The sequence below is a fragment of the Gilliamella bombi genome (assembly GCF_900103255.1).
Lineage (GTDB): Bacteria > Pseudomonadota > Gammaproteobacteria > Enterobacterales > Orbaceae > Gilliamella > Gilliamella bombi.
The window spans coordinates 47,059-60,843 of sequence record NZ_FMWS01000001.1 but is presented as its reverse complement, the minus strand read 5'-3'; the positions used below and the strand labels follow the sequence as shown (position 1 = coordinate 60,843).

General features: G+C 35.9%; 8 protein-coding genes and 1 CRISPR repeat array. All 8 genes read right to left on the bottom strand.

All coding sequences use genetic code 11. The annotated features are described in order from the left end of the window. Window positions 1–472: 472 nt before the first annotated feature. Window positions 473–920: a CRISPR direct-repeat array (repeat unit 28 nt; unit sequence TTTCTAAACTGCCTATACGGCATTGAAG). A gap of 137 nt (window positions 921–1,057) precedes the next feature. The 8 genes from cas6f to carB all read right to left on the bottom strand — a co-directional run bounded on the left by cas6f (window position 1,058) and on the right by carB (window position 13,784). Next, window positions 1,058–1,627, bottom strand: a complete 570-nt coding sequence (gene cas6f, locus B9N71_RS00275; RefSeq protein WP_065561650.1) for a type I-F CRISPR-associated endoribonuclease Cas6/Csy4 — start codon at window positions 1,625–1,627, stop codon at window positions 1,058–1,060. 5 nt (window positions 1,628–1,632) lie between these two features. Further along, the gene (csy3, locus tag B9N71_RS00270; protein WP_085163701.1) at window positions 1,633–2,643 is read right to left on the bottom strand and encodes a type I-F CRISPR-associated protein Csy3; all 1,011 of its coding nucleotides are present in this window, start codon (window positions 2,641–2,643) and stop codon (window positions 1,633–1,635) included. A 35-nt stretch (window positions 2,644–2,678) separates the two neighbouring features. After that, a complete protein-coding gene (gene csy2, locus B9N71_RS00265; protein WP_085163700.1) occupies window positions 2,679–3,602 on the bottom strand; it encodes a type I-F CRISPR-associated protein Csy2 in 924 nt (307 codons plus the stop codon). Then, window positions 3,602–4,978: a type I-F CRISPR-associated protein Csy1 gene (gene csy1 / locus B9N71_RS00260; RefSeq protein ID WP_085163699.1), complete on the bottom strand. Its 1,377-nt coding sequence runs from the start codon at window positions 4,976–4,978 to the stop codon at window positions 3,602–3,604. Before csy1 ends, csy2 begins: the two co-directional genes overlap by 1 nt. A gap of 75 nt (window positions 4,979–5,053) precedes the next feature. After that, on the bottom strand, window positions 5,054–5,368 hold the full coding sequence (locus tag B9N71_RS00255; protein ID WP_085163698.1) for a hypothetical protein: 315 nt from the start codon (window positions 5,366–5,368) through the stop codon (window positions 5,054–5,056). Between the two features lie 761 nt (window positions 5,369–6,129). Next, complete coding sequence (gene cas3f, locus B9N71_RS00250) at window positions 6,130–9,453, bottom strand: type I-F CRISPR-associated helicase Cas3f (RefSeq protein WP_085163697.1); 3,324 nt, start codon at window positions 9,451–9,453, stop codon at window positions 6,130–6,132. After that, window positions 9,450–10,403, bottom strand: coding sequence for a type I-F CRISPR-associated endonuclease Cas1f (gene cas1f, locus B9N71_RS00245; protein ID WP_085163696.1), 954 nt, complete (start codon window positions 10,401–10,403; stop codon window positions 9,450–9,452). Before cas1f ends, cas3f begins: the two co-directional genes overlap by 4 nt. A gap of 165 nt (window positions 10,404–10,568) precedes the next feature. Further along, the gene (gene carB / locus B9N71_RS00240) at window positions 10,569–13,784 is read right to left on the bottom strand and encodes a carbamoyl-phosphate synthase large subunit (protein ID WP_085163695.1); all 3,216 of its coding nucleotides are present in this window, start codon (window positions 13,782–13,784) and stop codon (window positions 10,569–10,571) included. Window position 13,785: the final 1 nt, after the last annotated feature.

Here is a 13,785-nt window from a genome sequence, read left to right as displayed (position 1 = left end):
AGACATAGGTTTGGTGTTTGGTGTTTAAAATGATAATGCATTACGGTTCACATGTCAAGTAAATTAATGATTTATTTTAATTTTTATGTTTATTTGATTGTTTAATAAACTATTACTTTAAGGAGGTTAAAGTATAGCCATTTTAAAAAAACTTGGCTAGCTTTTTATGCAATTTTTTAATTAGAATACGGTGTTAGGTTTTGTAAGTCTTAACTTTTGTGGAAATAATGAATATTGGTGATAATTTCTAAACCAAGGAATTAGTGAATTACCTAACAACCAATGAACATATAATCCTTACCATGTTATAAGATGTATTACGCCCATAAAATCGCTCAGGTAGGACATTGATTTTATTTAATTTTTTATTTTAATTAAAATCAACCAGTTATACAGAAATTTCTACTTTTATACAAAAGACCACCTACTCGACATTGAAGTGTCTACTATTGATGCACGTTTAACTTTACATTTTCTAAACTGCCTATACGGCATTGAAGCTTCTGTAGAGAGGGGATTAAATGCAATAATGTTTCTAAACTGCCTATACGGCATTGAAGAGATGAACTGGGAGCAAATGGCTTAACTGGTTTTTCTAAACTGCCTATACGGCATTGAAGAATTACAGTTATTTACAGACTTTTCACCGCTCTTTCTAAACTGCCTATACGGCATTGAAGCATCATCACGGTATGAGATTTAAAGTTATTTCTTTCTAAACTGCCTATACGGCATTGAAGTAGTTGAGGCTCATGATTGGGTGGTGGCTCAATTTCTAAACTGCCTATACGGCATTGAAGGCTGGCCGCGGTCTGTTTGTGGGATTTTTGTATTTCTAAACTGCCTATACGGCATTGAAGATTTATCATTTGAATCAAAAAATTCTTTGCCTTTTCTAAACTGCCTATACGGCATTGAAGTAGAATTTTATCTCAATAGGACCTTATTGTAAAAGAGCATACTGCACTTTTCCCAATTTTTACCCTTTTTTTGAGTCTATTTTAATATCAATAATAATCAATATGTTAAAATTATCCACAAAAAAAGGGTTAATGATTTAAAAATCAGGAACAGTGGCTGTTTGGCTTAATCCATAGCTATTAAATGTGCCTTGCACTGGCTCTGGGCATTTTTCTTGTTTTAACCACAAAATAAATCTTTGACCTGTACTTTTACTATTCAAATGAAGATGTGGGTATTGCAAATGAACGCTTCCCCACTTTTCAACCATTTTATTTTTCACTTCAGGTGTCCATTTACCTTGTGCAGTTAATCTTTTTTCGGCACGTCTTAACGCACTCTGACCTTTAGGATTAACACGGCTCAAATGCAAATAGCCTTTTATCGTTGCCGGTACTGTTGTGATAGGCATCAATAAAGCATAATCACTTATCGATGATTTTTGCTGTATATCTGCTTTAAGTTTTTGCAATTCCTGCTCGGTACCAAATAGGCGAATCACTCCGCCTAATGTTCGGTGTACATTGTAACAAGGAAAACTAATTGCGATATTTCCTTGTTGATTAACCAAGATTTGGTGCAGTGACTGCATGACTTGATTAATCACGTCCACCTCGGTTATCTCAATTTGCGAAATAGCTCGCAGCTCTAAATAGTGTGAGTGCATATAATTTACTCCTTGCCACTAGCACCAAAAACACCACCACGAATTAATACCGCAATCACATAATGTTGTTGCTCAAGCAATGGTTTTTCACCTTTTAATACCCAATTATCAAATAAGGTATAAAAGTCTAATTTCTGTTTTGGTTGTCGGAAAGCATGCCCCATTGATGTCACCGAGCCATACGGTTCTATCGCTATTGGAAATTGTGCATTATCTTGATACCAAGTATCGATAGTTCGAATTGCATTGCTGATTTTTTGTGAATGCATGGCCGCTTGTTTGTTCTTCTCATACAATACTTTACTTTTAGTTTTGCCAGTATCTAGAATTAATTCTTGTGACGGGTAGACTTCTTGACCTAAGCCCATTTTCAATTTGGCTTCAACGTTAAAAATCACAAACTCTTTACCACATAATCCTGTTTCAATCAGTGTAGCAAGATCATTCACCGATTTATCATCATAATCAAATGAGTTTAGTTGATATTGTTTAACATCACTGACTTCAATCATTGGTTTTTTTTCATCTTTTCGAGTAATCGAAAGGCTAATTTGCTCTGCTGCCATACGGTTACGCCATAACCAACGGCCACTTAAGATATTAATAGCATAACGCTTAGCTAGTGCTGTCAATCCTTGCGTTTGAATATAACCCTGCGTTGTTTTTTCTAGTTCTTTTTGATATTCGATATCATTACATACTGATGGTTTACCTAAAAATGGCAACACTTTACAGCTCCATGTAACTACCAAAGTATCTTTATCGGCATCTAACGAAGCGACATCTACCGTTTGTAAATTTGGTTTTTGTATTTCAGCATCTAATTTGGTTGGATCGTTTGCCACTGCATTTTTAAGACGATTTGAAATAGTGCCTCGAACTGATTTTTCAGTAACTACAACAGGGGATAATTTATTGGTATCCGTACTACTTTGCTGTGCAAAAATTGCATCTGAAATATCAAAACTACGTTCAAAAGCAAGTACGCTTGCCGTTGTCATTTTATCTTTACTCATAATGTATTCCTTAATCTATAATTTTCTAAATTTACTTAATTAGTTTCTTGATTGATAATATAAATTTCTGCATCATTAGATTGCAATTCACTGCATTTATAACGCCAAAAAGCCTGTGATAAATTCTCTTCCAAGCGTAAAGGAAAGACCCATTTACCCAGCCCATAAATACACTCCACAAATTGTGTGGCATGCTCATTACTGCGCGCATGTTCAACCTTACCTGCTGAAAATAACGGTGAAATAGCTTGATAGCCCAAATGTAAAGGGACAAGCCAACCACGACCTTGTTTAACCGATGTGGTTTGCCAGTGATCTTTTTCTTGTGGATAATGATGCAACATCGCTGTTTCAATCAGGGCATCAAGCGCTGTAGCATTAGGATCTTGTTGCTGTAATTCAGTAGTGATATCTTGTAAATCTTGTGGTGCTTCAACTAAAACAAATGCGGGTAATAGTGCATTGATTAAGTTTTTATTTGATTCTGATGCAGAATATAGTGCGACTGATTCAATATCAACAACCTGCCCACCAGCAACACGCTGCTGGTAAAGTTTTTGTTTCATCTGTTGGATAAATGCTTGCTGTTCATCTGCATCATCTAATGTTTCACGATCTTCAATTTTTACCTCAACAAGCAATGAAACATCTAGATGAACTCGCCCTTCTTCAATAATTGAACGAGTACTACCATTTTTAGCTAATGGATTGCGTGTTAATCGAAACGTATAATCGGCATAGTTGTTTGGTCGATAAACTTGTACATCACATTCATGACATGCAATTAACACACCATCTAAGTAAATAGGATTTTCTGATTCAATTTTACGACTTAAAGCATGAATAGCACCCAAAAACCCCGAAATAGCCGGAAAGCCATACGTTAATGGGCTAGAAATTGCATTAGCATTATGAACTTTGACATGATCAAATAATAAATAATAACGTAATGATGCCATTAAAAGATCCCCTCCCTTTTACGTTGACTTGCTTTTACCGCTGCATTAAATTCACGGCGCCATTCGCTAAATTCAGGATCAGCAAATTGCTGTTTAAAATTTTTAAATTTTTCTTTTAAAGCATTTTGAACCCAAGTTGCAAAAAGCTTTTCTAGACTTTGTTGCCAATCACCTTGTTCATACTGCTTTTTAAAATCCTCTTCATTCTCTAATTGGACTCGCTGTGGATCAAGCCAAAGTTTTTCATCAAAATTGAGTGAATAATCACGACTCCAACCAGCTGGTTGAGTAGTTTGAATATAGCGAGCAAACTTAAGTAGTAAAGATAAAATCACCGCAAACGCATCTTTACGATCATCTCGTTCTTCTACAATATTTTTTGGCGCTTCAACCATATCAAACAGTAATTTAAAACCAAATCGACAAAAATATTGCAGTGCATTATTGAAAATTGTTTCTTGTTGTTTAGAAATCGATGGGAATTGAGATTTTTGAAATATAGGAGGCATAGAGGGTAATAAAAAATTACGTCCTCCCTGACTACTAGTTAATTGACTGACACCTTGAGGATTACTTCCTCCCAGTTTAACTACGGCTAAGTCATGGAAAGAAAAATAAGGTTGATGCTCAACATCCTTTTTTTTACGTAATTCTCGTGCATATTTATTTTCTTCTGAAAATCGTGTTTGCACCTTCTCGTATAAGTAATTACACAATGAGCTAGGATGTAATGGAATTAACAATCGATAATTATTATCTTGCTTTGACAAATACGGTTCTTCATCATTCGGCCAATATAATTGCTTATTCAATTCCGAGGCTTTGGGGTTATCGAAATCATTAAAGATTGCTTTTTTAAAATTAGTTAAATAGAGTGATGCTTTTTGCTTATCATCGGAAAGTGCAGGTAAAACAGCTGGATGATTTTCTATAATTAACTGCAAAATTTTATTTTCACCAACATATTGATTAAAAAGAGAAAATATATCTAATGAAGCGGCATTACCAGAGCTATCAAGTTCTAACAAGGATGGTGTTGCAGAAGATATAACTGTTTGATGGCTCAGTTTAGATTGGGTCGCAATGTTAACGTTATCTCCAGAGCTAGATGAATGGATACCTTTGCTTAAATGAGTTCCTATTGTTATCCACGAAATTCTTCTAGTTGCCGCATCTTCCATCCACGTTTCAAAATCAAACCTTTTAGCAAGTTCAGCTAACTTTTGCTGAGCTTCATTAACTGCGACCTGATCGCCTAACTCTTTTGCTTTTTCTAGCTTAGCGGTTTCACTTTTATAATTACTATTATTGGCAAGCCGTTGTTGCAGAAAATCTAAAATTACTTTTCTTATATCTTGCCAAGATATGTTATTCATTGACCCTCCTTATATTTTTGCAAATTCAAAATCAAAAAGGCTTATATCATCATCTATAAACCTTTTGATTTAATGCTATGCTGCTTTATATTTTAAATATAACTTCAATATATTTAATGCATTGTTGTTATAAACCCATTTTTTATGAGAATTTAAAGAGCGATACTTAGATTGTTCTAGTTCTAAATTTTTAATTAAATATTTGACTTCTTTAATCGTCGAAATATTTAGAATTTTCATTAGATCTCGAATTGAATAATCATTAATTTGATGAGAAAATTCGATATTTACTTCATCATTAGCTGCTGAAGTATTAATATCGAATTTTTTTAACTTAATATTTTCAATTAAAATTTGACATTGAATTTTTAAAAATTTATTCTTAGACATAGTTTTGTCTTCCTATTATGCACGGTTGATAAAATTCTAAACCTCAGATGCTGGAACATCTGGGGTTTTTTTGTATTTAATACTACAATTTTGTAGTACGTTGTTATGTAACTTAACATTACATTTATGTAATATAACTATATAAAAAAGACAAGTCAACAAATTTAATTTTGAATAGATTATAATAGGGGTAGTAAAACCAACAAAACATAAATAATTTATTGATTAATAATAGAATATATATTATAAGGTGAATTATATAAATTAGTGTTCAAAAATAATTTAATATTTCTAAACTGCTTATACAAAATCATAACTAACTATAAATAATTACATAACTTTTTGTTATTTATCGCTGTTAAAGTTTATACTTCAGATGCGTGAATATCTGAATTTTCTCTATATTTAATACTTCGATTTTGTAATGCGCTGTTACAAAAAATAAAATTACATTTTTGTAATATATCTATATGAAAAAGCCAAATCAATACATTTATAATTTTAAAAGAATTTAATAGGGTTAATTAAATTTAAAAAAACATAAATTAATAACTAAGAATGAAAACCGCCTATTCGGCGGTGAATGTAGAATGTATAAATCAATATTTGAAAAGAATTTAATATTTCTAAACTGCTTATACAGCAGTGTCATCAAGTATAAAAGAATTCCCTACCTTTTACTAGCAACCATTATTCACCTGACGATATTTTGTCAAAAAGTTTCAGGTAACTATGTGTTTCAGTATAAAAACAATATTCTTTTATCCTTTCTTTTCATAAAATCCTAAATAAGGATGAAAATACCAACTGCTATTACGATATAAGCTTACGCTACAAAATTCATTCGCTAATCGATATGGCGTTTTATTTGGGAAATATTCGGTTATTTTTGCTATGGCTTGCTCGACACTATTTTCTAACCACGGTTTAACTTGCGGATTTTCAAATAACCAACGTTTGTATTCAATTTGGCTATTTTGTTTGCTTGGACAAGATTCATCTGGAGTCTGCCATGCTACATCTGCATAGCTAAATTGATAATCGCCATCGTCGTCAAGTTGGCAAATATATTCATCTTGTGTCTTATCATTCTCTCTAAATGGCGAAATCGCCTGTAAATGCACACAATGGTGATGGGCTAAGCCTTGTTGCCAATAGCTGGTGACATAATTACTTTTACGGGCATTAATCGCAAAGAGATCTGCCATGACCTTATGTTCTAATTCAGCTAGCGTTAGCCCATCTTCAGGGCAAGACTTAATACGAGGAACCGCATCTATATTCACTAACTGATGAGCAGGAATTAATTCATTTGTTTTATGGGTTTTCAGCAAAAATAATGGTTTTTCTTCAAATCCTGGTTTAGTAAAACAGGCTTTATCCGTACGATACTTAGATTCAATTGCTTTTAAATTCGAGCCTAATATGGCCACATTGGCCTTTTGTGCAATTTTTTGTGGTCGGTGACGCCATACTCGCCCTACTAACTGAATAATAGAGCGCATGGATGATGGTTCGACAATCGCCCAATCATAATCGTGATCGCGCCCGACTTCGGTGACAGGTGTGCCAATCACAATAAAGATATGATTTTCTTTCTTGCTACCTTTTATAGATTGGAGAATTTCGGGTTGGCTAAATAGAGCCTGTTCATCACTGCGATTTAAAATTCTATCAAGTTTTTCTTCTAATTGGCTACGCAATAACAGCAGTTGTCGAGCATGATAAACCACGATATGAAAAGCAGTATCACTAGGTAACTTCTTTTGTGCGTAAATTTGTTCTGTAAGTGAAATAACATCTTCTGTATGGGCAAAACGCATTAAACCGATACTTACCTTTTTTTGTGATTTTTTATCAATTTGATGATGATCTTGGTGAAATTGATAAGCTTGATCCAATAATTGTTTAGCTAGCACACCATAATTTATTTTTTGGTTTTCTGTTTTATTTTCTTGGTAATTTAGTAGATCTAAAATATGCCCTTTACGGCGGATTGCGCTTTGTGCTAATTGATGAATGCGCATTGCTACAAATTGTTGATGGTGATCTCGAAACGTTTTAGTATCAGCAATTTGTGATATCGACTGTTCATATTCATCAAACCAACCACATACAATGGTATTATCGGCATATTGGTTATTTTGATTCCAAATTTTTCGTCCTGCTTGGTAAGCATCAAATAATCCGGCAATTAAATCTGGCGTTAAGGTTGCTGATGAGAGTAGCACTTTGCTACCAAATAACCCAGCTAAATGCACCAAGCGAGCCAGTGCAGGTAAGTCATGTTGATCAAAATCATCCGGCTCATCTAAAATCAAATCTGAGGTTAACAATCTTAACGTGGGTGCAATATATTTACCGCCTCGGGTACATTCGCTAGCTTGAATAATATGGTCAATTGTACATGTCACAATAGGTGCATAAAGTAATTGCCGTGCTTTACTGTCTTCAATAATAGTACCTAATTCACAATCAGCAATACCACTTTCTGCTACATCAATATATTCATCAAGTAACGATTCGATAGATTCACTACCTTGGTTTTCTGAATTTGTTGGAGAATCGTTTTGTTCAATGTCTTCACTACTCAGTTCAAACAAGGTTTTTGTGGCTCGCCCACCCACTAAAATCGCCAGATGTTCATCACTTAAGTGTAATCTTTCTCTTAATGCTTTACCTGTTTGCAACGTTAAAACACGTAATCCCAATGCAATGGTAAAACGCACGCCCCGTTTTGGATTTGAAAGCGCAAACATAATCCGCCCATTGGCTAAGGTTTTACCACAGCCAGTCGATGCCATATTAACACCAAAAAAGCCACATTCATCAGATAGTTGTTGATAACTTTTTGCTAAATCAAAAGCATGATTTTGCCACTGGAATCGTTTTATAGTTGTTCGTTTGGTAAAAGGTTTATGTTGATTGATTGCGGGTAATTCCGTGGTTATTTTAGGTAATAAACGAGCAAAACGGGCTGAAAAATTAGCAACACCGATTAAATGATCATCTAAACGTTGCTTCGCTTTTTTTAGGTAATTCGTGTTAGCAATCAATATTGCTTCATTTTCTTTTGCCTCTTCACATGCTAAAGATAAACTTGAGTAGTTATGATCAGCCACCATTAAGCTTAAACGTGAAATATGCAATAAAAACTCGTCAATATTAGACAATTGCATTAAAGGCACATGATTTAGGGCTTTGGCTGCATAACGGCTTAGTTTTTTCAGCCAAGGCTGACTTAAGGTTATATCGCTTTTAAGCAGCCAAAAATCGTTGGGTGAAGCGTGTTGACTATGACTATTTTTAACCCATTTATCAATTGCCTTAAATGTTTTATAAAAACTTCGGATAGTTAAACCAGATATATCAAAATCTATTTTCTGTAAATTTTTAATATCCCCCGTTAATGAATCCGGTAAAAACGGCATTCGATGATGCGACACAATGAGCCACGCAATCCATTGTGCCAATAACGGTAACTGCGTGAGATCATTTTTGTCGACTTTGGTTAGTTGCTGGTACCAATTAGGATTCTGTTGTCGATATTGATCAAAATGCGCTAATCGATCAAATAAGGCTTCGTTCGTGGTGCAGCCTTGAATCATTAATAAAAATAATTGTAACGAAATCCACTCATGTCGGTAAGGATCAGCCGCCACAGCCGTTTCTGCTCGTAATTTAGATTGAAAACCAATCGTTGCTTTACCTAAATCATGAAGTAGTGCCGCTATGGTTGTAATTAATTGAATGGTGGTTGCATATTGCCAACAATTTTCGCTGTCACTGCGTAAAATATTACGTTTAGTACGATTAGTTGGGACTCGTCCCTCTTGATTAAACTGACTGCGATCGCCCACAATCCACAAAAGATCAGTTAAATTTTTACCATGTGTCCAATAACATGCAACAGCAGTATTTTTTCGTGCAGTTTTGCGTAATAATTTATAGAGCGTTTGTAACCCTGCTTCGGTCATTGGGCTTTGCCATGTTCGTTCACCGCAGCGCTCAGCGAACTGATCGATAATCCGCCTTGTTTCGGTTAAGGCATTTTTTTTGCATTGACTAACAAGTAAAATATTCATATTTGATCTGCTATCTGTTTTAAAGTATCAATAATCCTATCAAGTGCACCTAATTGAGCAAATTGCGCAATACATGCCATACGAAATTCTTTTTCACTATCGCCTTGTTTGGCTGATAAAAAGGCCTGAGGTAATACAATGCCATCTTTAATAATATCTGCCGCATCAAAAACTAATCCACCCCGGCGAGTTTTTCCGTGTAAAATAGCAAGTCCATGAGGGAGACCTAACACCCAACAAGCCGTTGCGCCGAGTCCATAAGCTAAATAGTTACCATGGTCTAAAAATTGATTAGCGGGATCATGACTCTTGCCTCGTGTGCCTTGTTCCCGTTTAAATTTGTCATCTTGTAAGGTTAATTGATTTGCCATGCTATAAAGACGTTTGCTAATTCGCCCTTCTGCGGCTAAAAGTGCTTGGCTATTATCAACATCGGTAAATTGTTGTGTTGCATCAGTAAGAATATGCGCTAACTGCGTTTTATCAATATCCCAATCAAATTGCGGCCAACACTCACTAATAATATTAAGCCGTGTTTGTTGCAATAATTTAGCTGCTTGTAATCGACGTTCATCATCAAACCAAAATTGACACCAGCTTTGTAGATATTCTGTCGAGCGATATTCACTTTGTGGCGAAAAAAATTGACAAGCGAATTCAGATTCGGTTGATGAAAATAGAGGCGTTCCGCCTCCACCACAAAAGCCAATCATGACACCTGCCCGTGAAAGCTCTCGCACTGCCGCTTGCGTTAATGATGTTCCCGTGCCTAATAAAATACAGGTAGTATTAGCTATTGGAATATTCCAATATAACGATTGTTGACCTTGCTCAGTAACATACTCAACTCGCCCGCCATTAACCAAAACACGGCAATGCTCTAAATAATAAATATTGGCACGCTTGGAATGCATGATCGTTTTTAGATCAGAAGAATGAATCATATCCATGATAATAACTAATTAAATTGATTGAAATATAGCAAATAAATTAACATTATTCTGTATCAAAAACGAGCATTTTATTGTTTATTAAGAACAATTGCATGACTTCTAAGTTATTATATTGTGGATGGAATTTTTAAAGACGAGTGATACTCGTCTTTATCTTTGTGATTAGCAATAAAGTTGCTGTAATGGCGTTACAGTTTGTGCCGGATCGTAATCTAGCGCTGCAGTTGTAGCATAAGCAGCATTCATCGTGGTATCGTAATGTACCTTATATTGAATGGCACTTCGACGTAATACTTTTGAGGCTTCAATAGCTGCTCGTCCAGAGGTGGTATTAAGAATATAGCTATATTCGCCATTTTTTATATGGTCATGGATATTTGGTCGCCCTTCGTTTTCTTTTTTTACGACTTGGCATGGTATATTTGCTTGTTGTAATACCTTTGCCGTGCCAATAGTTGCATCAATACTAAACCCATGAGTAATTAACCGTTTAGCTACCTCTAACAGCCTTGTTTTATCCTGATCGCGAACCGATAATAATGCTTTCCCTGATTTTTTCATATTGGATAAACTACCTAACTGAGCTTTAGCAAAGGCTTCAGCAAAGGTTTTACCGATTCCCATTACTTCACCAGTTGAGCGCATTTCAGGACCTAAGATTGGGTCGACGCCACTGAATTTATTAAACGGTAATACCACTTCTTTTACCGAATAATAAGGAGGAATCACCTCTTTAGTCACATTTTGCTTGGCAAGTGATTGTCCCGTCATAACGCGAGCCGCTATTTTCGCCAATGGTAAACCTGTTGCTTTTGAGACAAAAGGTACAGTGCGAGCTGCACGAGGATTGATTTCGATCAAATAAATTTGATTATCTTTCACCGCAAATTGCCCATTCATTAAACCTTTTACATTGAGTTCAAGTGCTAATTGTTTGGCTTGTTGTCGTAGTTTGTCTAAAATATCTGCAGTTAAGGTGTGGGTTGGCAGTGAGCAAGCAGAATCACCAGAGTGAATGCCTGCTTGTTCAATATGTTCCATAATGCCACCAATCAGGATTTGCTCACCATCAGCAATTACATCAATATCAACTTCAATTGCATCATCTAAAAAGTGATCGAGTAAAACAGGCGCATTATTCGATTCGCTTACGGCTGTTTTAAAATAACGGCGTAAATCTTGTTCATTATAAACAATTTCCATTGCGCGACCTCCTAATACATAAGAAGGTCTAACCACTAATGGATAACCTATTTTTTCTGCTTCAATGACAGCCTCATTAATATCGGTCACTGTGGCGTTGACAGGTTGTTTTAATTTCAGTTTATCGACGACTTCTTGAAAGCGTTTACGATCTTCGGCTTTATCTATAGCATCAGGTGAGGTACCAATAATTGGTAGCCCTGCTGCTTCAAGCGCACGAGCAAGTTTTAGCGGTGTTTGCCCACCGTATTGCACAATAACACCATTTGGCTTTTCAACATGTGCAATTTCAAGCACATCTTCAAGCGTAACGGGCTCAAAATAGAGACGGTCAGAAGTATCATAATCGGTTGAAACCGTTTCGGGATTACAGTTAACCATAATTGTCTCATAACCATCCTCACGCAGTGCTAATGCCGCATGTACACAGCAATAATCAAACTCAATACCTTGTCCGATCCGATTAGGACCACCACCAAGGATCATAATTTTTTTACGACTAAATTGAGGATTAGCTTCACACTCTTGCTCATAGGTTGAATAAAGATAAGCGGTATCTGTTGCAAATTCAGCCGCACAGGTATCAACACGTTTATAAACAGGGTGAATTTGATATTGATGACGTAAATCGCGAACAGCTTGTTCTGTGGTATTAAGCAGTTTGGCGATGCGTAAATCTGAAAAACCTTTACGTTTTAATTGCCACAATGTTTCTTGATCAAGCTGTGCAAGTGATTGTTCCTTTAGCTTGTTTTCAAGGTTAACCAACTCTTCAATTTGTACTAAAAACCAACGATCAATATTGGTTAGTAAAAAGATATCTTCTAAGTTGAATCCTGCCCTAAAAGCATCAGCAATATACCAAATCCGATCAGCGCCCGCTTCTTGGAGCTCATAACGAATTTTGGTGATATTTTTTTCATCAGCATAATTATCAATTTTAGGATCAAATCCTGAAGCGCCAACTTCAAGCCCTCGCAACGCTTTTTGTATTGATTCTTGGAAGGTACGCCCAATGGCCATCACTTCACCAACTGATTTCATTTGTGTGGTTAAACGATCATTACAACCAGCAAATTTTTCAAAATTAAAGCGTGGAATTTTGGTGACAACATAATCAATTGACGGTTCAAATGAAGCGGGGGTTTTTCCGCCTGTTATATCATTAGATAATTCATCAAGCGTATAACCGACAGCCAGTTTAGCGGCGATTTTCGCGATAGGAAAGCCCGTTGCTTTCGAAGCTAAGGCAGATGATCGCGACACCCGTGGATTCATCTCAATAACAATTAATCGTCCTGTCTTTGGATCAACCGAAAATTGTACATTGGAGCCACCAGTTTCAACACCAATTTCACGCAGTACCGCGATCGAAGCGTTACGCATGATTTGGTATTCTTTATCAGTCAAGGTTTGTGCTGGAGCCACCGTAATTGAATCACCTGTATGAATACCCATTGGATCAAAGTTTTCAATTGAACAAACAATAATGCAGTTATCATTTTTGTCTCGAACTACTTCCATTTCATATTCTTTCCAACCAATTAATGATTCATCAATAAGTAGTTCATTGGTTGGCGAAAGATCAAGTCCTCGAGTACAAATTTCGTCAAACTCTTCGGTATTATAAGCAATACCGCCACCGGTGCCCCCCATGGTAAATGATGGACGAATAATGCAAGGAAAACCGACTTGATCAAGAACGGCGTAAGCTTCTTTAAGCGAATGAGCAATCCCTGAGCGAGCGGTATCAAGACCAATTTTTTTCATCGCCTCATCAAAGCGTTTTCGATCTTCGGCTTTATCGATAGCATCGGCTGTTGCACCTATCATTTCAACATTAAATTCTTTCAATACACCTTGTTTTTCAAGCTCTAATGCACAGTTTAATGCTGTTTGACCGCCCATGGTTGGTAAAATGGCGTCTGGCCTTTCTTGTTCAATAATCTTACGAACGCTTGTCCAATGAATGGGTTCAATATAAGTGGCATCAGCCATTTCAGGATCTGTCATGATAGTGGCTGGATTAGAGTTAACTAAAATAACCCGATAACCTTCTTCACGCAGCGCTTTACAGGCTTGAGCACCAGAATAATCAAATTCACATGCTTGACCAATAACAATTGGGCCAGCACCAATAATTAGTATACTTTTTATATCTGTTCGCTTAGCCATG

Excerpts from the sequence above, each read along its gene's own strand:
- cas6f (WP_065561650.1), bottom strand. The coding sequence starts at position 1,627 with ATGCACTCACACTATTTAGAGCTGCGAGCTATTTCGCAAATTGAGATA.
- csy3 (WP_085163701.1), bottom strand. The coding sequence starts at position 2,643 with ATGAGTAAAGATAAAATGACAACGGCAAGCGTACTTGCTTTTGAACGT.
- csy2 (WP_085163700.1), bottom strand. The coding sequence starts at position 3,602 with ATGGCATCATTACGTTATTATTTATTATTTGATCATGTCAAAGTTCAT.
- csy1 (WP_085163699.1), bottom strand. The coding sequence starts at position 4,978 with ATGAATAACATATCTTGGCAAGATATAAGAAAAGTAATTTTAGATTTT.
- B9N71_RS00255 (WP_085163698.1), bottom strand. The coding sequence starts at position 5,368 with ATGTCTAAGAATAAATTTTTAAAAATTCAATGTCAAATTTTAATTGAA.
- cas3f (WP_085163697.1), bottom strand. The coding sequence starts at position 9,453 with ATGAATATTTTACTTGTTAGTCAATGCAAAAAAAATGCCTTAACCGAA.
- cas1f (WP_085163696.1), bottom strand. The coding sequence starts at position 10,403 with ATGGATATGATTCATTCTTCTGATCTAAAAACGATCATGCATTCCAAG.
- carB (WP_085163695.1), bottom strand. The coding sequence starts at position 13,784 with ATGGCTAAGCGAACAGATATAAAAAGTATACTAATTATTGGTGCTGGC.